Annotated in this window: 16 protein-coding genes, 1 tRNA gene and 1 other RNA gene; 5 read left to right on the top strand and 13 right to left on the bottom strand. The window is 72.4% G+C overall.

What is annotated here, in order from left to right; all coding sequences use genetic code 11:
* Positions 1-471: 471 nt before the first annotated feature.
* An RNA gene (gene ffs, locus FHR77_RS02510) (signal recognition particle sRNA small type) lies at positions 472-568 on the bottom strand.
* A gap of 54 nt (positions 569-622) precedes the next feature.
* Here ffs and FHR77_RS02505 point away from each other — a divergent pair.
* Positions 623-1,303, top strand: coding sequence for an SDR family oxidoreductase (locus tag FHR77_RS02505; protein ID WP_167258548.1), 681 nt, complete (start codon positions 623-625; stop codon positions 1,301-1,303).
* A 105-nt stretch (positions 1,304-1,408) separates the two neighbouring features.
* On the opposite strand, the gene FHR77_RS02500 is transcribed toward FHR77_RS02505, so the two are convergent.
* The 4 genes from FHR77_RS02500 to FHR77_RS02485 form a co-directional block, all read right to left on the bottom strand.
* Positions 1,409-2,602, bottom strand: coding sequence for an acetate/propionate family kinase (locus tag FHR77_RS02500; protein ID WP_167258546.1), 1,194 nt, complete (start codon positions 2,600-2,602; stop codon positions 1,409-1,411).
* Positions 2,599-4,797, bottom strand: a complete 2,199-nt coding sequence (pta, locus tag FHR77_RS02495) for a phosphate acetyltransferase (protein ID WP_056053128.1) — start codon at positions 4,795-4,797, stop codon at positions 2,599-2,601. Before pta ends, FHR77_RS02500 begins: the two co-directional genes overlap by 4 nt.
* Positions 4,798-4,856: 59 nt before the next feature.
* Positions 4,857-6,293 carry an amino acid permease gene (locus FHR77_RS02490; protein ID WP_167258544.1) on the bottom strand — a complete coding sequence of 479 codons (1,437 nt, stop codon included), beginning with the start codon at positions 6,291-6,293 and terminating at the stop codon, positions 4,857-4,859.
* A 91-nt stretch (positions 6,294-6,384) separates the two neighbouring features.
* Positions 6,385-6,603, bottom strand: coding sequence for a hypothetical protein (locus FHR77_RS02485; protein WP_056053120.1), 219 nt, complete (start codon positions 6,601-6,603; stop codon positions 6,385-6,387).
* A gap of 64 nt (positions 6,604-6,667) precedes the next feature.
* Between FHR77_RS02485 and FHR77_RS02480 the strand changes: the two genes are divergently transcribed.
* Complete coding sequence (locus tag FHR77_RS02480; RefSeq protein ID WP_167258542.1) at positions 6,668-7,183, top strand: GNAT family N-acetyltransferase; 516 nt, start codon at positions 6,668-6,670, stop codon at positions 7,181-7,183.
* Between the two features lie 222 nt (positions 7,184-7,405).
* Here FHR77_RS02480 and FHR77_RS02475 read toward each other — a convergent pair.
* A tRNA-Ser gene (locus tag FHR77_RS02475) sits at positions 7,406-7,490 on the bottom strand.
* A gap of 102 nt (positions 7,491-7,592) precedes the next feature.
* Between FHR77_RS02475 and FHR77_RS02470 the strand changes: the two genes are divergently transcribed.
* Complete coding sequence (locus tag FHR77_RS02470; RefSeq protein ID WP_167258540.1) at positions 7,593-7,964, top strand: RNA-binding S4 domain-containing protein; 372 nt, start codon at positions 7,593-7,595, stop codon at positions 7,962-7,964.
* Positions 7,965-8,169: 205 nt separating this feature from the next.
* Positions 8,170-8,796: a hypothetical protein gene (locus tag FHR77_RS02465; protein ID WP_167258538.1), complete on the top strand. Its 627-nt coding sequence runs from the start codon at positions 8,170-8,172 to the stop codon at positions 8,794-8,796.
* A 16-nt stretch (positions 8,797-8,812) separates the two neighbouring features.
* On the opposite strand, the gene FHR77_RS02460 is transcribed toward FHR77_RS02465, so the two are convergent.
* From FHR77_RS02460 to FHR77_RS02450, 3 genes are read right to left on the bottom strand one after another with little or no spacing between them, the layout of a single operon-like run.
* Entirely contained in the window at positions 8,813-10,657 is a 1,845-nt protein-coding gene (locus FHR77_RS02460; protein ID WP_167258536.1) for a helicase HerA-like domain-containing protein, read from the bottom strand.
* Positions 10,654-11,382 (bottom strand): phosphatase PAP2 family protein, encoded by a 729-nt coding sequence (locus FHR77_RS02455; RefSeq protein ID WP_167258534.1) that lies wholly within the window; start codon positions 11,380-11,382, stop codon positions 10,654-10,656. The genes FHR77_RS02460 and FHR77_RS02455 overlap by 4 nt, the downstream gene beginning before the upstream one ends.
* 27 nt (positions 11,383-11,409) lie before the next feature.
* Positions 11,410-12,639: a Bcr/CflA family efflux MFS transporter gene (locus FHR77_RS02450; RefSeq protein WP_167258532.1), complete on the bottom strand. Its 1,230-nt coding sequence runs from the start codon at positions 12,637-12,639 to the stop codon at positions 11,410-11,412.
* Positions 12,640-12,909: 270 nt separating this feature from the next.
* Here FHR77_RS02450 and FHR77_RS02445 point away from each other — a divergent pair, with 270 nt between their 5' ends.
* On the top strand, positions 12,910-13,479 hold the full coding sequence (locus FHR77_RS02445) for a TetR/AcrR family transcriptional regulator (RefSeq protein WP_056053096.1): 570 nt from the start codon (positions 12,910-12,912) through the stop codon (positions 13,477-13,479).
* Positions 13,480-13,550: 71 nt separating this feature from the next.
* On the opposite strand, the gene FHR77_RS02440 is transcribed toward FHR77_RS02445, so the two are convergent.
* The 4 genes from FHR77_RS02440 to mmsA all read right to left on the bottom strand — a co-directional run bounded on the left by FHR77_RS02440 (position 13,551) and on the right by mmsA (position 18,351).
* Complete coding sequence (locus FHR77_RS02440; protein WP_341777191.1) at positions 13,551-14,144, bottom strand: MOSC domain-containing protein; 594 nt, start codon at positions 14,142-14,144, stop codon at positions 13,551-13,553.
* 107 nt (positions 14,145-14,251) lie between these two features.
* Positions 14,252-15,349: a substrate-binding domain-containing protein gene (locus tag FHR77_RS02435; protein ID WP_167258530.1), complete on the bottom strand. Its 1,098-nt coding sequence runs from the start codon at positions 15,347-15,349 to the stop codon at positions 14,252-14,254.
* Between the two features lie 108 nt (positions 15,350-15,457).
* The gene (mmsB, locus tag FHR77_RS02430) at positions 15,458-16,831 is read right to left on the bottom strand and encodes a multiple monosaccharide ABC transporter permease (protein ID WP_167258528.1); all 1,374 of its coding nucleotides are present in this window, start codon (positions 16,829-16,831) and stop codon (positions 15,458-15,460) included.
* Positions 16,828-18,351, bottom strand: coding sequence for a multiple monosaccharide ABC transporter ATP-binding protein (mmsA, locus tag FHR77_RS02425; protein ID WP_167259425.1), 1,524 nt, complete (start codon positions 18,349-18,351; stop codon positions 16,828-16,830). The genes mmsB and mmsA overlap by 4 nt, the downstream gene beginning before the upstream one ends.
* Between the last annotated feature and the right edge of the window lie 198 nt (positions 18,352-18,549).

The following is an 18,549-nucleotide window of genomic DNA, read 5'->3' as shown; positions in this document are numbered from 1 at the left end:
AGCCCCTGCGGGCACGACGAAGAGGCGAGCGGCCTAGCGCGGGGTGCGCGGGGTCGTTCGCCTGCGGGTGGTGCTGACGTGCCGTGGTGAGGGGCTCATCGTCCTGATCCTGACGGTCGGGCGGCTGCGGTGCCGCACGGTCGGCGGACCGCCCTGGTGAGGGGCGGACCGGCACGGTGGTGAGCCGTGCCGACGAGGTGGTGGGTCTCGTCGTGACGTCATCCTATGCAGAGGGCGCGAAGCTGAACATCCCTCCGTTGCCCCCATCCCGGGGGCCAGGTGTCCCCCGACCGAGCGGTCTGCCCTGCGCTCGTCGGCCGTCCCCTTCGCTCCGGGCCCGACGATGTCCCCCGCACCGCGCCCGTCGCGCCGCAGGGGCGGCGGCGCCCCCCACGGGATGGCGACCCGCCGATCCCGTCGTGCCCCGGCACCGCGCCCCGTCGCGCCGCAGGGGCGGCGGCGCGAGAAAAAAAGGAAGACTCCCCACGCACCCGCCAGAGCCAGGTTGCCCTTGCTGCGTTTCCGCCCTGGGGGAGTTGGCCTGGATGACGCCACGTGGGGAGCCTCGAGAAGTTTAGCGGCTCCTGAGCGGCTCCGGCGACACGGGGCGTTCGATGGGGGCATGAGAATCGTCATCGCCGGAGGGCACGGCAAGATCGCCCAGCTCCTCGAACGCCGCCTCGCCGACGCTGGGCACGACCCCGTCGGCATCGTCCGCAACCCCGACCACACCGCCGACCTCGAGGCGGCGGGGGCCCGTGCCCTCGTGCTCGACCTCGAGCAGACCGACGTGCAGACCCTCGCCGGTCACCTCGACGGGGCCGACGCCGTCGTGTTCGCGGCGGGCGGCGGCGGCGGGAGCGGGGCCGAGCGCAAGCTCACCATCGACCGTGACGGGGCCGTCCTGCTGGCCGACGCCGCCGAGGCCGCGGGCGTCTCGCGCTACGTGATGGTCTCGGCCATCGGCACCGACGACTTCGACCCGGAGAAGGCCCAGCTGCCCGCGGAGGACGACGACGCCGTCTACCAGGTCTACATGCGCGCGAAGAGCGAGGCCGACGCCGACCTCCGCGCCCGTGACGGCCTCGACTGGACCATCGTGCGCCCCGGCGGCCTCACCGACGACGCCGGCACCGGCCAGGTCACCGTAGGTACGACGGTCGAGCGCGGCACCGTGCCCCGGGCCGACGTCGCCGAGGTCATCGCCACCGCGATCCTCGAGGGCACGGCCGTGAAGACGCAGTTCGAGCTCGTCTCCGGCGAGACGCCCGTCTCCGACGCGCTCGCCACGATCAAGTACTGACCCGGCCCACGCCTCCCCCACGACGGGAGGCCGGCCCCCTGCACGACGAGAGGGACCAGGGAGGCGCGACCCGCGCCTCCCTGGTCCCTCTCGTCGTCGGGTCGGTCAGCTGAGCGCCGCGGCCTGACGTGCGATCTCGAGCTCCTCGTTCGTCGGCACGACGAGCACCGAGACGGCGGCGCCCTCGGGCGAGATGAGCCGCGCCTCGCGCGAGGAGAGCTCGTTGCGGTCGTCGTCGACGCGGATGCCGAAGAAGTCGAGGCCGGCCAGCGTGCGTCGTCGCAGCAGGGCGTTGTTCTCGCCCACGCCGGCGGTGAACACGACGGCGTCGAGCCCGCCCAGCTGGGCGACGTAGGCGCCGACGTAGTGCCGGATCCGGTGGCGGTAGACGGCGAGCGCCGCCTCGGAGACGGCGTCTCCGCGTGACGCGCTGTCTTGGACGTCGCGCATGTCGCCGCTGCCGGTGAGGCCCAGCAGGCCGCTCTGCTTGTTGAGCAGGGTCTCGAGCTCGTCGAAGCCGAGGCCGGCCTCGCGGTGCAGGTGGAAGACCGCGGCCGGGTCGATGTCGCCCGAGCGGGTGCCCATCACGAGGCCCTCGAGCGGGGTCATGCCCATGCTCGTCTCGACCGAGCGGCCCCCGTCGATCGCTGCGACCGACGCCCCGTTGCCGAGGTGCAGCACGATGATCTTGAGCTCGGCGAGCGGCCGCCCGAGGAAGGCCGCCGTCGCCTCGGAGACGTACTTGTGCGACGTGCCGTGGAAGCCGTAGCGGCGCACGTGGTGCTTCGACGCCAGCTCCGCGTCGATCGCGTAGGTGTACGCGGCGGGCGCGAGGGTCTGGTGGAAGGCGGTGTCGAAGACGGCGACGTGCGGCACGTCGGCGAAGGCCTCCTTCGCGGCGCGGATGCCCTGCAGGTTGGCGGGGTTGTGGAGGGGCGCGAGCGCCGAGAGGCGGTCGATCGCGGCCTCGACCTCGTCGGTGACGACGGTGGCCCGGTCGAACTCCTCGCCGCCGTGCACGACGCGGTGGCCGACCGCCACGGGCGGGTGCTCGTCGAACGACGGTCCGTGGTCGCGGAAGGCGTCGAGCATCGCGGCGAAGCCGGCGGCGTGGTCGGCGACGGGGGCGGAGTCGCTGCTCGTCTCCTCCCCCGTCAGGTGGTTGCGGTGCTTCGTCGACCCGGTGGCCTCGCCGATGCGCTCGACCAGGCCGCTCGCGAGGGTGGCCTCGCCGTCGAGCTCGATCAGCTGGTACTTGAACGACGACGATCCGGAGTTGACGACGAGGACTGCGCTCACGGGGTGTTCCCTTCTGCGGGGGCGGGGGTGGAGGCGGTGGTGACGGGGGCGGGCAGGGCCGCGACCGCGGGGTCGGCGGTGACCCGCGCCTCCGCGGCGGGGGTCCCGGCCTGGATGGCGGTGATCGCGACCGTGTTGACGATGTCGCTGACGAGGGCGCCGCGCGAGAGGTCGTTGATCGGCTTGCGGAGCCCCTGGAGGATCGGGCCGATCGCGACTGCTCCGGCGCTCCGCTGGACGGCCTTGTAGGTGTTGTTGCCCGTGTTGAGGTCGGGGAAGATGAACACCGTCGCCCGGCCGGCGACGTCGGAGTCGGGCATCTTCGCGGCGGCGACCGTCGGGTCGGCGGCCGCGTCGTACTGGATCGGGCCCTCGACGAGGAGGTCGGGGCGGCGCTCGCGCACGAGGGCGGTCGCGGCGCGCACCTTCTCGACGTCGGCGCCCGAGCCGCTGTCGCCGGTGCTGTAGCTGAGCATCGCCACACGCGGCTCGATGCCGAACTGCTCGGCCGTCTGCGCCGACGAGATGGCGATGTCGGCGAGCTGCTCGGCCGTCGGGTCGGGGATGACGGCGCAGTCGCCGTAGACGAGCACGCGGTCGGCGAGCGCCATGAGGAACACGCTCGAGACGACGCCGACGTCGGGCAGAGTCTTGATCACCTCGAAGGCGGGCCGGATGGTGTGGGCCGTGGTGTGCGCCGCGCCGGAGACCATGCCGTCGGCCAGCCCGAGCTTCACCATCATCGTGCCGAAGTACGAGACGTCGGTGACGGTGTCCATCGCCATCGCGGCGGAGATGCCCTTGTGGGCGCGCAGCCGTGCGTACTCCGTCGCGAACTGCACCTGGAGGCTCGGGTCGAACGGGTCGAGCACCCGCGCCTCGGCGAGGTCGAGGCCGAGCTCGGCCCCGCGGGCGCGGATCGCGGTCTCGTCGCCGAGCAGCGTGAGCTTCGCGACGTTCCGCTGCAGCAGCGACGACGCGGCGCGGAGGATGCGGTCGTCGTCGCCCTCGGGCAGCACGATGTGCTTCGCGGCGCCGCGGGCACGCTCGAGCAGTTGGTACTCGAACATCAGCGGCGTGACGACGCCCGACGGGCTCACCTGGAGCAGGCGGAGCAGCTCGGCAGCGTCGACGTGTCGCTCGAAGAGGGCGAGGGCGAGGTCGTACTTGCGCGGCGAGTCGGCGGCGAGGCGGCCGCGGGTCTGCGTGATCGCGAGCGCGGTGTCGTAGGTGCCCAGCTCGTTGCGGGCGACCGGGAGCGAGCTGCCGAGGCCCTCGAGCAGCAGGTCGACCTGGGGCGCGAGGTCGAAGCCGCCGTTGAGCACGATCCCGGCGAGCGAGGGGAAGGTCTCCGAGGCGTGGGCGAGCACCGTGGCGACGAGCACGTCGGACCGGTCGCCCGGCACGACGACGACGGCGCCCTCGGTGAGGCGCGGCAGGACGTTCTCCATCGACATGGCCGCCACGACCACGCCGACCGCCTCCCGGTCGAGCAGGGCGTCGTCGCCGCGGACGAGCGTCGCGCCGGTGGCCGCCAGGACGGCGCGGACGGTCGGGGCCACGAGGAGGCGGTCCTCCGGCAGCGCCCAGACGGGCACCCGGCCGCCGGGTGCGGTCTCGAGGGCCGAGCCGATGCCTCCGACGACCTCGTCGAGCCGCTCGGGGTCGACCCGGTTCGCGACCACGGCGAGGAGGCTGGCGTGCTCGCTGCGGAGCTCGGCGGTGGTGACCTCGGCGACCTGGCGCATGTCGATGCCCGTGCGGGCCGCGGTGCCGTCGGCGGTGCGGCCTCCCAGCACGAGCAGCACCGGGGCACCGAGGTTGGCCGCGACCCGCGCGTTGAACGAGAGCTCGGTGGGGCTGCCGACGTCGGTGTAGTCGGAGCCGATCACGACGACGGCGTCGCACTGGCGCTCGACCGCGGCGAAGCGGCTGACGATGGTCGCGAGCGCGGCGTCGGGGTCACGGTGCACGTCGTCGTAGGTGACGCCGACGCACTCGTCGTAGGCGAGGTCGACGCTGTCGTGGGCGAGCAGCAGCTCGAGCACGTAGTCGCGTTCGTCGGTGGAGCGCGCGACGGGCCGGAACACCCCCACCCGGCCCACCTCGTGACCGAGCGTGTCGAGCACGCCGAGCGCGATCGTCGACTTGCCGGTGTGGCCTTCTGCGGACGTGATGTAGATGCGGGTCGACACGGCCCTCAGCCTACGACCGGCCGGCTCCGAGCCGCCGGTGAGGCGGACCCCGGGGAGGCTCAGCGGGGCAGGCGCGGGCTGTCAGGGTTCAGCAGCGAGTGGCGGCGGCCGTAGCCGAAGTAGACGACGAGGCCGACGACGAGCCAGACGCCGAAGCGCAGCCAGGTCTCCCAGTGCAGCTGGGCGATGAGGAAGCCGCTGGCGAGCACGCCGAACGCGGGCACGAACGGCATGAGCGGGAGACGGAAGGTGCGGGGCGCCTCCGGCTTGCGGTACCGGAAGACGATGACGGCGACGCAGACGACGACGAACGCGGCGAGGATGCCGATGTTCGTGAGGTCGGCGACGGCCCGGATCGGGAAGACGCCGGCGAGCAGGGCGGAGGCGACGCCGGCGATCCAGGTGACCCGCTGCGGCACGCCCTTGCGGTCGGTGCGCGCGAACCAGCCGGGCAGGAGGCCGTCGCGGCTCATCGAGAACCAGACGCGCGTGACGCCGAGCAGGAAGGTGAGCATCACGGTGAGGATCGAGATCACGGCGAAGACGGAGATGATCGTCGCGACCACGGGCAGGCCGACGCTCGTGAAGGCCGAGGCGAAGCCGGCCTCGGGGTCGATCTCGCGCCAGTCCTGCATGCCGGTGAGTACGAGCGTCGCGGCGACGTAGAGGATCATCGCGATGATCAGCGAGAGCACGATGGCCTTCGGCATGTGCTTCTTGCCGTCGACGCTCTCCTCCGCCGCGGTGCTCATCGCGTCGTAGCCGAAGACCGCGAAGAACACGGTGGCGGCGCCGGTGAAGACCGGGCCGAACCCGTTGGGCACGAACGGGGAGAAGTTCTCGGCGTTCAGGTGGAAGAGACCGAGCCCGATGATGAAGAGCACGAGCAGCACCTTGATGCCGACGGCGACGATCTCGAACCGGCCGAAGGCCTTCGAGCCCCGGCTCAGGATGAACGTGACGAGCAGGCAGACGACGATGGCGGGGAGGTTGACGACGCCGCCCTCCCCCGCGTCGGGCGTCGAGGCGATCGACGCCGGGAGGTCGAGGCCGAGACCGGAGAGGAACGCGTCGAAGTAGCCCGAGATGCCGATCGCCACGACCGCGACGATGGCCACGTACTCGAGCAGGAGGTCCCACCCGATGAACCAGCCGACGATCTCGCCGAGGGCGACGTAGCCGTACGTGTAGGCCGAGCCGGCTCGCGGCACCATGCCGGCGAACTCGGCGTACGAGAGCGCGGCGGCTGCACTGGCCAGGCCCGCGATGAGGAACGAGAACAGCACGGCGGGCCCGACGCCGGGGCTCGCGTCGTCGCCGTGGGCGACGAGGCCGGCGAGCGAGAAGATGCCCACCCCGATGATGCCGCCGACGCCGATGGCGGTCAGCTGCCAGAGCCCGAGGCTCTTGAAGAGGCCCGTGCCGCTCGTCTCGTCCTCGATCTCGAGCACGGGCTTCTTGCGGAGCACGGACCGTGACGCGTCCTTCGGGGCCATGGCGATCTCCTCCTGCGCGCACGCCGTCGTGCGCGGTCGGTCCTGCGGAGCGGGGTGCCGCCCCGCGACCGACCCTACCGAGCCCGGGGGCTCAGGAGTAGTCGTGCTGCGCGACGCCCATCGAGCGGTAGACGAAGCCGTCGTCGCTGGTGGTGTCGGTGTCGAGCTCCCAGTTGAGGTCCTCGCCGTCGTCGGCGCCGGGCCGCATGACGCTCTTCTGCGGGAGGCCGTCGATGTAGGCGAGCTGCTCGGAGGAGACCTCGGCGCCGTCTTCGCCGATGAAGGATGCGGTGTAGGTGTCGTCGCTCATGAGCCGAACCTACGCGTGACGCGGGCGACGTGACCGGCCGCACCGCGCCTCCTAAGCTCGTCGCATGCTGATCCGCACCGCGACCGAGGCCGACCTGCCGGGCGTGCTCGAGATCCACGCCGACGCCGTGGCCCGCTCGACCGCCATCTTCACGGAGGTGCCGCCCGACCTGCAGGGCCGGCGCGACTGGCTGGCGGCGCACAGCGAGCCCGGGCGCAGCGCGATCGTGGCGGTGGAGGGCGACCTCGTCGTCGGCTACGGCAGCGTCGGGCCGTTCCACGCGAAGCCCGGCTACCGCCACACGGTCGAGAACAGCGTGTACGTGCGCGAGGGCCACCAGGGTCGCGGCACCGGGCGGGCCCTGATGGAGTCGCTGATCGCGTCGTCGAGGGAGGCCGGCCACCACGTGATGGTCGCGCTCGTCGAGGCGGGCAACGAGGGCTCGGCGCGGCTGCACCGGTCGCTCGGCTTCGAGGACGCGGGCCTGCTGCGCGAGGTCGGCACGAAGTTCGGCCGCTGGCTCGACCTCCGCTACATGACCCTCCGCCTCGACGACGCCCCCGCCGACCCCGCCCCCTGACCCGCCCGCCTGCCCCCGACCGATCACGCAGGCGGCGAACTCGCGCAGCCCCGACGGATCGCGGAGGCGGCGAACCCGCCCAGCGCTCCTCCCCAGCGGAGGCGGCGAAGCCGCCCAGCGCCCCTCTGGTGCGGCGGCGAAGCCGCCCGCACCAGCGCCGAGAGGCGCCAGACAAGCACAGAGCGACGAATGGCCCTCCCGAAGGGGAAGGCCATTCAGTCGCGGAGGATAGGGGATTCGAACCCCTGAGGGCTTGCACCCAACACGCTTTCCAAGCGTGCGCCATAGGCCACTAGGCGAATCCTCCTGAGGTGAGCACGGTGAGACCGGCGCCCGACCTCGTCAATGGTAGCGGACGCGGAGGGGTGCTGCGGACGGTCCGGGCGTCGTCCGCGCGTAGCATCGTCGGATGGACTCCCCCGCCTCCTGTCGCGTCGACGCCTGGCTGTGGGCCGTGCGCGTGGTCAAGACCCGGTCGGCCGCGACGACCGCGTGCCGGGCGGGGCACGTGCGCGTCAACGGCGAGCGGGTCAAGGCCGCCCAGGCCGTCCGGCCGGGCGACGAGGTGCGGGTGCGCCTCGCGGGGCTCGAGCGGGTCCTCGTCGTCCGCCAGTGCCTCGTGAAGCGGGTCGGCGCACCGGTCGCGGCCCTGGCCGTCACCGACCTCACGCCGCCTCCCCCGCCGCGCGAGGAGGTCGCCGCGGTGCCGGTGCGCGAGCGCGGGGCGGGGCGGCCGACCAAGCGCGAGCGGCGCGAGCTGGAGCGCCTCCGCGACCGCTGAGCCGGGGCCCGGGGCGGGTGCTGCGGGGGCTCGACCCGCGACTCCCCCCGTTCGCGGGCTGCCCGGTCTGGGGTGCCGTGACCGCACCGCCCGGTGCGGTCGGCGAGGGGCCGATCCCGTAGGCTCGGAGCTGCACGAAGGACTGTCAGGGGTGGCGGTCCTCCTCCGCGGGCGGGGGCGTCGTCGTGCCGCACAGGGGGACGGTATGAGGGCTGGCGTCGCACGCGACGACTTCGAGGCGTACGCCCTGCCGCGCGCCTCCGTCGCCCGCACGGCCGTGCTCACGGCCGTCTTCGGCCTCGTGCCCGTCGTGCTCGCCCTGCTCTGGCTGACCCGCGGCACGGCCCACTGGCCGGCGGTGATCTGGGTGGCCGACGTCGCGGTCGTCGTCGGGCTGATCTGCTACTGGCGGTACAGCGTCTCGTTCGTCGGGGTCACGGCCGACGAGTTCATCAAGCGCGGCTGGCTGCCCGGGTTCGTGCGGCTGCGCCGCGAGCGGATCGCGGCGGTGGTCGTGGTGCGCACCTACCGCTCCGACTCGGCCGACACGGTGCCGCAGCTCTTCGCGACCGACTCCGACGGCGCCCCGCTCTTCCGCATGCGCGGCACGTACTGGTCGGAGGAGGCCATCGCGCTCGTCGCCGAGACGCTCGGCTCGCCCACCACGACGGTGCCGAAGCCCCTGTCGTTCAGCGAGCTCTACCGCCAGTACCCGGGCAGCCGCTCGTGGTACGAGGGCCGCCCCGTGCTCGCGGCCCTCGCCGTCGTGGTCGTCTTCGCCCTCGCCGCCGGCGGCCTCACGGTGCTCTGGGGCGTGCTCTCCGGCTCGTGACCGCGTGCCCGCCGGGTCAGCGGCGGCGCAGCGTGCCGAAGATGCCCTTCACCACCTCGCGGACGACCGCGCGGCCGGCCGACGTGCCGAGCACGTCGTCGAGCAGCCCGCCGTCGTCGCTCCGGGAGCGCGAGGTGCGAGAGCCGCCGGAGGCGCGGGTCGAGCCCGTGCGCCGCTCCCGCCGCGACGCGGTCGCCTCCGCCCGCTCGAACTCGCGCTGCTGACGGTCGTACTCGGCCTGCGTCGCCGCCTGCTCGGCCTCGCGCTCCTCGCGGGAGCGGTCGGCCGCGGCCGCCGCGTCGAGCTTCCGCGCGAGCATCTCGCGGGCGGAGTCCCGGTCGACCGCGGTGCCGTAGACGGCGGTCAGCGGCGAGGCCGCGACGTCGGCCGCCATCTCGTCGGCGGGGGTCGGGGCCATCGAGCCGCGCGGGGCTCGCAGACGGGTCCAGGCGACCGGGCTGGGGGCGCCGCGCTCGCTCATCACCGTCACGACCGCCTCCCCCGTGGCGAGGCCGGTCAGCACCTCGGCGAGGTCGTAGTCGCTCGTCGGGTACGTCGAGACGGTCGCGCGGAGGGCCTTGGCGTCGTCGGGCGTGAAGGCGCGCAGCTGGTGCTGGATGCGCGAGCCGAGCTGCGCGAGGACGTCCCCGGGCACGTCCTTCGGGGTCTGCGTGACGAAGACGATGCCGACTCCCTTCGAGCGGATCAGCCGCACCGTCTGCGTCACCTGCGCGAGGAAGTCCCGCGACGCGTCGCGGAACAGCAGGTGCGCCTCGTCGAAGAAGAAGACGAGCTTCGGCAGCGCCACGTCGCCCACCTCGGGCAGGTCGTTGTAGAGGTCGGCGAGCAGCCACATGAGGAAGGTGGAGTAGAGCACCGGGCGGTCCTGCACGCCGGGCACCTCGAGGAGGCTGACGACGCCGCGGCCGTCGGCGGCGACGCGGAGGAACTCCGCGGTGTCGATCTCGGGCTCGCCGAAGAACCGGTCGGCGCCCTGGTCGGCGAACGCGACGAGCTCGCGAAGGACGACGCCGACGGTCGCGGTGCTGAGGCCGCCGAGGTCGGCCAGCTCGGCCTTGCCCGCGGGGCTGGCCAGGTGGGTGAGCACGCTCCGCAGGTCGCCGAGGTCGACGAGGGGCAGCCCGGCGCGGGCGGCCCAGTGGAAGACGAGGCCGAGGCTCGACTCCTGCGTGTCGTTGAGGCCGAGCACCTTGCTGAGCAGGAGGGGCCCGAAGCCGCTGACGGTGGCCCGCACCGGCACGCCCGTGCCGACGCCGCCGAGCGCGAAGAACTCGGTCGGGGCGGCCTCGGGCGACCAGTCCTGCCCGATGCCCCTGGTGCGGTCCAGGAGCGCGTCGCTCGGGGCGCCGGGGCGGGCGATGCCCGAGAGGTCGCCCTTCACGTCGGCGGCGAACACGGGGACGCCCGCGGCCGAGAGCTGCTCGGCGAGCACCTGCAGCGTGCGCGTCTTGCCGGTGCCGGTGGCTCCGGCCACGAGGCCGTGCCGCGTGAGCATGCCGATCGGAACTCGCACGGGCACGTCGGGCCGGGCCTCGCCGTTGACGAGGGCGCCGATCTCGAGCACGGGGCCGGTCGAGGCGTAGCCGCGGCGGACCGCGTCGACGGCGGCCTCGCTGAGCGGGCCCGCGGGCGGGGCCGGCACGTCGGCGGGCGGGGCGGGCGGGACGGCCGGGCTGGCCGGCGCGGCCGGGCCGTCGGGCGCCGCGCTGCCGGCCGCCTCCGCCTCGAGCGCCAGCACCCGGGCCCGGGCGACGGCGGCGTCCGCCGCGGCACGGGCGGCGGCGGCGACGGCCTCCGCGGCCTCGGCCTCCGCGCGGGCCCGGGCCAGCTCGTCGCTCACGACGTCACCGCCGCACGGTCGGGGCGGTGCTGCCAGGCCCAGCCGAGGCCCCGCACGCGCTCCTGCTCGGCGAGCAGCCGGTGCGCCACCGGCGCCCAGAGCACGACCGCCACGCCCGCGCCGATCAGGAGGCCGCCGACGGTGTCGGTGAGCCAGTGCGCCCCGAGGTACGTGCGGCTGAGCAGCATCGCCACGGTGTAGACGACGCCGGCGATCCAGACCCACGCGCGGCGCAGGATCACCCCGAGCACCACGGCGAGCGTCGCGGCGTTGGCGGTGTGCCCCGACGGGAACGAGCCGTAGTCGCTCACCACGAGGATCTCCTCCGGCCGCGCCCGCCCGAAGGTGTGCTTGATCACCTGCACGACGCCCGCGCTGAGGGCGCACGACGCGATCCAGTACAGGGCCGCCCACGGCCGGCGCCGGAGCAGCAGCACGGCCGCCACCCCGAGCGGCACGACGAAGACGCCGATCACGCCGGCGCCGATCACGTTGAAGACGAGAGCCGGCGCCTGCCAGAACGGGCTGCGGTGCTCGACGAGCTCGCCCATGAACTCCTCGTCGATGCCGAGGCTGCCGGCCCGGGCCGTGATGACGACGCCGAGCAGCAGCACGACCCCGATGGCGCCGAGGGCGCTCACCACCCACCACCGGCGCTGCACGCGGCGGGCGACCCGTTCTTCGGCGGGGGTCGGCGGCTTCGGCGAGAGCGGGTCGGTCGTCATCCCCAGAACGTACCGGGGAGTCGCGGGTCAGTGCCCGAGGGCCGGCACCGTCCGAGGGCGCACCAGCAGCCAGAGCGCGGCGATCGCCACCACGGAGGTGCAGATCATCACGCTGCCCATCGGCACGGCGGAGCCGATGCCGAGGAACCCGACGACCGGGGAGATGAGCCCCGCGAGGCCGAAGTTGAGGGCGCCGAGGAGGGAGGCGGCCGTGCCCGCCTCCTTGCCGTGGTTCGCCAGGCCGAGCACCTGCACCTGGGGGAAGGTGAACCCGCAGGCCGCGATGAAGAACCAGAGCGGCACGAGGATGCCGAGGAGGCCCACCTGCAGCGAATCGAGCACGACGATGGTGGTCGCGCTGACGAGCAGGACGGCGGTGGCCGCCGCGAGGATCCACTGCGGGCCGTACCGCCGTGCCAGGCGCGAGCTGATCTGGACGCCCGCCACGATGCCGAGCGAGTTCACGGCGAAGAGGTAGCCGTACTGCTGCGCGTCGAGGCCGTAGACCTCCTGGAAGAGGAACGACGACGCCGAGAGGTAGGTGAAGAGCCCCGAGAAGACCATCGCGCCGATCAGGGCGACGCCGACGAAGACCCGGTCGCCGAGGAGCACCCGGTAGCGCTGGCCGAGGCTCGAGTGCCCGGGCTCGTGGCGGCGCTCCTTCGGCAGGGTCTCGACGATGAGGAACATCGCCGCGACGATGACGAGGGCGCCGTACGCGACGAGGAAGACGAAGACGCCGCGCCAGCTCGTGAAGGCGAGCAGCTGCGAGCCGATGACCGGCGCCAGGATGGGCGCGAGGCCGTTCACGAGCGCGAGGCGCGAGAGCATCCGGACGAGCGGCAGGCCGCCGAACAGGTCGCGCACCATGGCGAGGGCGACGACGCCGCCGGCCGCGGCGCCCATGCCCTGCAGCACCCGGAAGACGCCGAGCCAGACGATGTCGGGCGCGGCGGCGGCGCCGATGCTCGCCAGCACGTGCAGGGCGGTCGCGGCGATGAGCGGCGCCCGCCGGCCCACCTTGTCGCTCCACGGGCCGACGAGCAGCTGCCCGACGCCGAAGCCGATCGTCGTCGCGGTCAGCGTGAGCTGGACGAGCCCGGTCGACACCCCCAGGTCGTCCTCGAGCGCCGGGAAGGCCGGCAGGTAGAGGTCGATGGTGAACGGGCCGAGCGCGGTCAGCGCGCCGAGCACGATCACGTAGACGAGACGCTGACGGCGGGTCAGGGCGTCGCCGGGGTGGAGGACGGTGGTCACGCGGTGCCTTCGTGGTCGAGGAGGGAGGGGGCCGGCCGGCCGGCCGGGCCCGCCGGGCTCGAATCGTTTCGAGCGGACGGCGTGGGCTCCCGGCGGTGAGGAGGGAGGGGGAGGCGGCGGTCGGCCCGTCGACGCGGGGCCGCCTCGTCGAGACTACCGGCGAGCGGGCGGGCTCCGACAGCCCCGACCGACACCCGATGTCGGCTAGCGCGACGACCGTCGGCGACCCCCTAAGCTCGGCCCCAGCACCCGTACCGACTGGAGGTCACCATGGTGGACGCCCGCATCGTGCAGACCACGAAGGCCCTGCACACGGCCATCGTCGACCTCGCGTCGAAGCAGCCCGTGTCGACCATCACCGTGGCCGACGTCACCCGCGCCGCCGGCATCAACCGGGCGACGTTCTACAGCCACGCCACCTCCCCCGGCGCGCTGCTGACCGCGGTGATCACCCCCGAGCTCGACGCGATCCGGGCGGCCGACGCCGCGGCCCGCGACGCCGCTCCCGACGCCGACGGCGCGGAGATCACCCGCCGCGGGGTCGAGAAGGTCGTCGACCACGTCGTGCGCTACCGCGAGATGTACCGCCTCGCGCTGCCCGACCCCCTCGACGCGTCGATCCACCAGGCCCTCGCCGGCCACTTCGAGACCTCGTCGCTGCAGCACATCTCGCGCCTGCCCGAGGGCGCCCTGCCCGAGGGCCTCTCGGTGCACATCGCGGCCGGGTTCTTCGCCCACGCCCTGGTCGGCGCGGTCGAGGCCTGGCTCGGCGGCAAGCGCACCAGCCGCAAGACCCTGCTCGACACCATCGTCGCCATGGTGCCCAGCTGGTGGCAGTGACCCCGAGCTGACCGACGCTGCGTCGCTGCTCGTCAGCGCGGAGCGCGGCGTCGCTGGGCTGAGCCGGGCCGTCACCGACCCGTGTCGTCGGCGAGCCCGAGCTGCACGACGGCCGGGCCGAGCCGCAGCACGCCGTCGCTGAGCGGCTCGCAGCGCACGCCCCCGCGGCCCCGCATCGCGCGGAAGGCGCCCGGCGCGAGCTCGTGGTCCATCCACGCGCACGGGTTCGCCGCGCGGGTCGCGCGCAGCAGCACCGGCCCCTCCCCCGAGTCGACGCTGAACGTCGTGCCGCGCAGCGCGTCGACGTCGAGGCCGCGCAGCACGACGTTCCGCCGTGTGGCCGCCGCGTCGAGCGGCCCGTCGACCCCGAGGAGGCGCGCCACCGTCTCGAGGGACTCCGCCGCGAACACGGTCACCTGAGCGCCGCGGTGGGCGGCCCGGCCGAAGTAGCGGTCGCCGACGATGCCCAGCCCGGCCCGGACCTCGACGGAGCTCGGCGTCTCCGGCCCGAGGGCGGGCTCCGCGCCGTCGGCGGGCCTGCCCACGTAGCGGGAGCGGGGCGAGGCGAGCAGCAGCTCGACCGTGACGGGCACCGACCGGGGCGGGCCGGCCTCGCCGCGCCGCGCCTCCTCGGGGCCTGCGCCCTGCCCTGCGCCTCCGGTCACGGCACCACCGTACCGGGGCGGGGACGACGAGAGCCGACCGCCCGGAGGGGCGATCGGCTCTCGCTGCTGTGGTGCTGTGCTGCTGTGCTGCTGTGCTGCGGGTGGGACTACTTCGTCAGCGGCTCGAGGGTCGGGTCGTTGGCGTAGGCCTCGGCCGCGTTGTCCTTCGTGACGATCTGCGGGGGCAGGAGGTAGGCCGGGACGATCTTGCTGCCGTTGTCGTACGACTCGTCGTCGTTCGTCTCGGCGGTGTCGCCCTCGGACAGCGAGGAGACCATCGCGATGGCCTGCTTGACCAGGTTGCGCGTGTCCTTGTTGATGGTGCTGTACTGCTCGCCGGCCATGATCGACTTGACCGACTCGACCTCGGAGTCCTGACCCGTGACGACGGGGACCGTCTTGCCGGCCTGCTTCACCGAGGTGATGATGGCGCGGGCGAGGGTGTCGTTGGGGCTCAGGACGCCGTCGAGCTCGGTGGAGCCGTAGGTGCTGGTGAGCAGCGAGTCCATGCGACGCTGGGCGTTCTCGGCCTTCCAGCCGTCGGTCGCGGTCTGCTTGATGTCGGTCTGGCCCGAGGCGACGACGACGGTGCCGTCGTCGATCTTCGGCTGCAGGACGCTCATGGCGCCGTCGAAGAAGACCTTCGAGTTGGCGTCGTCGGACGAGCCGGAGAAGAGCTCGACGTTGTACGGGCCCTCAGCCTTCTTGGCGGCCATGCCGTCGAGCAGGGCCTGGCCCTGGAGCTCGCCGACCTTGAAGTTGTCGTACGCGACGTAGTAGTCGACGTCCTCGGTGTTGAGGATGAGGCGGTCGTAGGCGATGACCACGGCGCCGGCGTCGTGGGCGGCCTTGACCTGGGTGCCGAGCTGGGCACCGTCGGCCGCGCCGATGATGATCACCTTCGCGCCCTTGGTGACCATGGACTGGATCTCCTCCTGCTGGTTCGCGACGGTGCCGGAGGCGGCCGCGTACTGCACGTCGGGCTTGAAGCCCGCCTCGGTGAGGCCCTCGGTGAAGAGGTCGCCGGCGAGGACCCAGTTCTCGCTGGTCTTCGCGGGCAGCGCCACGCCGATGGTCGAGCCCTGCTCGAAGCCGGACGCCGCGTCGCCGGAACCGGCGTCGGTGCGGGCGGAGTTGGAGCAGCCGCTCAGGATCAGCGTCGTTGCTGCGGCGACCGCCATGGTCGCCAGCGCGATTTTGCGCATGCTGTGTCTACTTTCTCGTAGGTGTCACTTGGTGGTGCGGGGGGCGGTCGTGGTGACGACCGCCCGGGGAGGCGGAGCCGACCGTCGGTGGTCGGCCCGCGGGTGGGTCTAGTTGGGGGTCGAGGCCTTCGGGCGCTGCACGTCGCTCAGGTCGCCGTTCGGCTGCAGGGCCGGCGTGGTGCTCTCCGGGCCGGCGCCGACGCCGGACTGGTTGCTCGCCAGGGCGCCGTCCGCGGGAGCGGCAACGCCGTTCTTGTCGCGGCGGAGGCCCCGGGTGAGGAAGCCCGTGATCGACGGGCGGCCCTGGCTCTTGTTGTAGACGTCGACGGCGACGGCGATCAGCAGCACGAGGCCCTTGATCATCTGCACCTTGTCGGAGCCGACGCCCATGAGCTGGAGGCCGTTGTTCAGGACGGCGATGACGAAGCCACCGACGATCGAGCCGGTCACGGTGCCGATGCCGCCGGCGACGGCCGCGCCGCCGATGAAGACCGAGGCGATCGCGTCGAGCTCCCAGTTCAGGCCGTCCTGCGGGCCGGAGGCACCGGCGCGGGCGACGTAGATCATGCCGGCCAGCGAGGCGAGCACCGACATGTTCATCATGACGAAGAAGTTGATGCGCTTCGCCTTGACGCCGGAGAGCTCGGCGGCGTGCGAGTTGCCGCCGACCGCGTAGATGTGGCGGCCGAAGATCGTGTTCTGCGTCACGAAGCCGTAGACCAGGACGAGCACGCCGAGGATGATGCCCGAGATCGGGAAGGAGGTGCCGACGCGGCCGCCGCCGAAGAGGGTCGCGGCGTAGGCGATGATGCCGACGAGCACGACGAGCTTGAGGACGCTGACCCAGAGGGGCGCCATCTCGGAGCCCATGGCGCGCTGGACGCGGCGGAGGCGGAACTCGCGGTAGACCACGACCAGCGCGAGCACCAGGCCGAGGAGGAGCGTGGCGTTGTTGTAGCCGGTGTTCGGCCCGAACTCGGGCAGGTACCCGGCGCCGATGACGGTGAAGCCCTCGGGCACGGGCAGCGTGTCGGCGTTGCCGACGAACTGGTTCGCACCGCGGAAGAGGAGCATGCCGGCCAGGGTCACGATGAACGCGGGCACGCCGACGTAGGCGACCCAGAAGCCCTGCCAGGCGCCGATCACGGCGCCGACGACGAGGCCGAACACGATGGCGACGGGCCACGGGAAGTTCCAGCTCGTCATCGACGTGGCGACCATGATGCCGCTGAAGGCGGCGACCGAGCCGACCGAGAGGTCGATGTGGCCGGCCACGATGACCATCACCATGCCGATGGCGAGGATGAGGATGTACGAGTACTGGCTGACCAGGGCGATCAGGTTGGTCGGGTCGAGCGTGAGCCCCCCGGTGAGGAACTGGAAGATCAGGATGGCCACGACGAGCGTCGCGATCATGCCGAACTGGCGAGCGTTCGACTGGTTGCCGCCGAACACCTTCTTCAGGTCTTTGATGCCACTCATGCGGCGTTCTCCCTCTTCTTCGAAGTCATGCTTCTCATGAGCGTCTCGGCATCGGCCTCGGACGCGTCCATCTCGTTGGTGACGGTGCCCTCGAAGATCGTGTAGATCCGGTCGGAGAGCCCCAGCAGCTCGGGCAGCTCGGAGGAGATGACGATGACGCCCTTCCCCTGTGCCGCGAGCTGGTTGATGATGTTGTAGATCTCGAACTTCGCGCCCACGTCGATGCCGCGGGTCGGCTCGTCGAGGATGAGCAGGTCGGGGTCGGTGAACATCCACTTCGCCAGCACGACCTTCTGCTGGTTGCCGCCGGAGAGCTTGGCCACGCCCTCGTCGACCGTGGGCGTCTTGACGCGGAGGCTCTTGCGGTACTCCTCCGCGATCGAGTGCTCCTCGTACGTGTTGACGACGGAGGCCTTCGAGATCTTGGAGAGCTTCGCGGCGACCGTGGAGCGCTTGATGTCGTCGAGCAGGTTCAGCCCGAGCACCTTGCGGTCCTCCGAGACGTAGGCGAGGCCGTTGCCGATGGCGTCGGAGACGTTCTTGATCTGGACCGTCTCGCCGTCCTTGATGATCTGGCCCGAGACGAACTGGCCGTACGAGCGGCCGAAGATGCTCATCGCGAGCTCTGTGCGACCGGCGCCCATGAGGCCCGCCAGGCCGACGATCTCGCCGCGGCGCACGGAGATGTTCGAGCCCTTGCAGACGAAGCGCTCGGCGGTCTGCGGGTGGCGGACCCACCAGTCCTTGACCTCGAAGAAGACCTCGCCGATCTTCGGGGTGCGGTCGGGGAAGCGGCTCGCGAGGTTGCGGCCGACCATGCCGCGGATGATGCGGTCCTCGTTGACGCCGTCGGCCTTGACGTCGAGCGTCTCGATCGTCTTGCCGTCGCGGATGATCGTGATCGAGTCGGCGATCGCCTCGATCTCGTTGAGCTTGTGGCTGATCATGATCGACGAGATGCCGCGGCCCTTGAGCCCGCGGATCAGATCGAGCAGGTGCTGCGAGTCGGCCTCGTTGAGCGCCGCGGTGGGCTCGTCGAGGATGAGCAGCTTCACGTTCTTGTTCAGCGCCTTGGCGATCTCGACCAGCTGCTGCTTGCCGACGCCGAGGTTCTTGATCGCCGTGTCGGGGTCGTCGCCGAGGCCCACGCGGGCCAGCAGGTCGACGGCACGGGTCTTGGCCGCGCGCCAGTCGATGGCTCCGCCGAACTTCGTCGGCTCGTTGCCGAGGAAGATGTTCTCGGTGATCGAGAGCTCGGGGATGAGCGCCAGCTCCTGGTGGATGATGACGATGCCCTGCGACTCGCTGGAGCGGATGTCGCGGAAGCGCATGACGTCGCCCTGGTAGACAATGTCGCCGCTGTAGCTGCCGTACGGGTAGACGCCCGACAGCACCTTCATCAGCGTCGACTTGCCGGCGCCGTTCTCGCCGCAGATCGCGTGGACCTCACCGGCACGCACCTGCATCGACACGTCGTCGAGCGCCTTGACGCCCGGGAACTCCTTGGTGATGGAGCGCATCTCGAGGATGACGGGAGAGTCAACGGCCACGGCCGGCACCCCCGGGGATCCCGCTCATCGTGTTCGGTGCACTGGGCACACTGACCTCCACGTTCGACCTCTTCGTCGGCCGACCGCCCCTCTCGGGTGCGGCGGGCTCGTCCTGACTCGTCGCTGTCCGGGCCTGGCGGCCGGGTCTGACGACCTGGCTCCTGTGAC

The organism is Frigoribacterium endophyticum, assembly GCF_011759585.1.
Lineage (GTDB): Bacteria > Actinomycetota > Actinomycetes > Actinomycetales > Microbacteriaceae > Frigoribacterium > Frigoribacterium endophyticum.
This window is presented reverse-complemented; position numbering and strand designations above follow the sequence as displayed.